The sequence below is a fragment of the Gammaproteobacteria bacterium genome (assembly GCA_003696665.1).
In the GTDB taxonomy this organism is placed as follows: Bacteria; Pseudomonadota; Gammaproteobacteria; order Enterobacterales.
The window spans coordinates 1-1250 of the sequence record RFGJ01000206.1 but is presented as its reverse complement, the minus strand read 5'-3'; the positions used below and the strand labels follow the sequence as shown (position 1 = coordinate 1250).

General features: G+C 47.8%; 3 protein-coding genes. 2 read left to right on the top strand and 1 reads right to left on the bottom strand.

Translation table 11 applies throughout. The features are described from left to right. Both D6694_05955 and D6694_05950 read left to right on the top strand, forming a co-directional pair. On the top strand, positions 1–512 hold a 512-nt coding region (locus D6694_05955; GenBank protein ID RMH44328.1), incomplete at its 5' end, for a hypothetical protein. Positions 513–520: 8 nt separating this feature from the next. Further along, on the top strand, positions 521–844 hold the full coding sequence (locus tag D6694_05950; protein RMH44327.1) for a hypothetical protein: 324 nt from the start codon (positions 521–523) through the stop codon (positions 842–844). A 207-nt stretch (positions 845–1051) separates the two neighbouring features. Here D6694_05950 and D6694_05945 read toward each other — a convergent pair. Continuing rightward, positions 1052–1250, bottom strand: a 199-nt coding sequence (locus D6694_05945; protein RMH44326.1) for a hypothetical protein, incomplete at its 5' end; no start/stop codon positions are given.

Sequence of the window (1250 nt, the reverse complement as noted above, 5' to 3'; positions counted from 1 at the left end):
TATTCACGCATGAAGAATTATCACGAACTGCAGCTTTTGTTGGGGTTGTCTCTTCTGTGACACCGGTGACGCGTTTGCTTGGCAAAGGCTATAAACGCGTCCGAAAGCTCATCAAACGCCTAGTTCGTCGCGAGGAGGCTGTAGAAAAGACTGCTAAGATTAGGGGCAGGGGGACAAAAGGAACAAGTTTTCAAAAGGCCGTTCGTCAGCTTTCTGAAATTGGGCAACAAAATGTTCGTACTTTGCGACGCTGGGCTAAAAGCAAAGGGTGGGTTCGTAAACCTGGAGATGGCCCTGAAATTTGGGGAGTTAGAGACGCGGATGGAAATTTTTCTTGGAGATTAAAAATCAAGCCAGAGGCTAGTAATCGGCACGGTTTGCAACCAGGAAGCAATCAACCCCGCTTCGATGCTCGGCTGGACACTAATGGAACGTATGTAAACCCATTCACAGGCCAGATTGGAACGAAGGCGATTGGTACACATCAACCTCTAGAGAAAGTTTATTATTAGGTGAGATAATGGCACAGAAAGACATTGTGGAAGGATTAGTTGGTGTCCTTCTAGATTCTGCGGCGGAACTCGCTGAACGAGACGATGCTGCGATGGATCTAGGCGAGTTTGATGACGCAAGGGCACTTAATGCGCTGTATCAAGTCGCGAGCAACCATGCAGAAGATGAAACGTTAGCTGCCAGCTGTGGAGAGTCAATTGCTCAGATATGGTTACGAAGAGGTGTTTGTGACGAACAAATACTAGAAGCATTACACCCATCGGCACGTAGGGAAATATTGGCTTTGATTAGCTCAAAAAATAGGGAGCTATTATCTGATAGCAAACGATGACTAAGTCCAGATACGTGTGAGGCGTTGAGGGTATAGAAGAGGGCTATAGTCAAATCTGGTGTACGGCCTGCTCGGTAGTGTTCAAAATTCTGTGTCAACCTCCAGTTCGTAGGGCCGCGTGTGGCTTGATCCGATCTTTAGAATGTATCGCTAGCTGCGATAGCGCCGGCTTCCAGTTTTTCATTGTCGGGCCCATTTGTTGAGTCTTTAGAACCTGGCTAGTCCTTTGCCCGCATCCTCTCCGTCGATCCGACCAAGTATGAGGCGGCCTGTGACGCTAACACTGGCACCACTTGCGCCAAGCAAGAAACGGCCAAGGACATTCAAGCGAAAGATGTCAAACGGATTCATATTGACAAGACGACTGGAAAAGTGGTTGTCGTTAAAAAAGACGGCAGCACTGTAG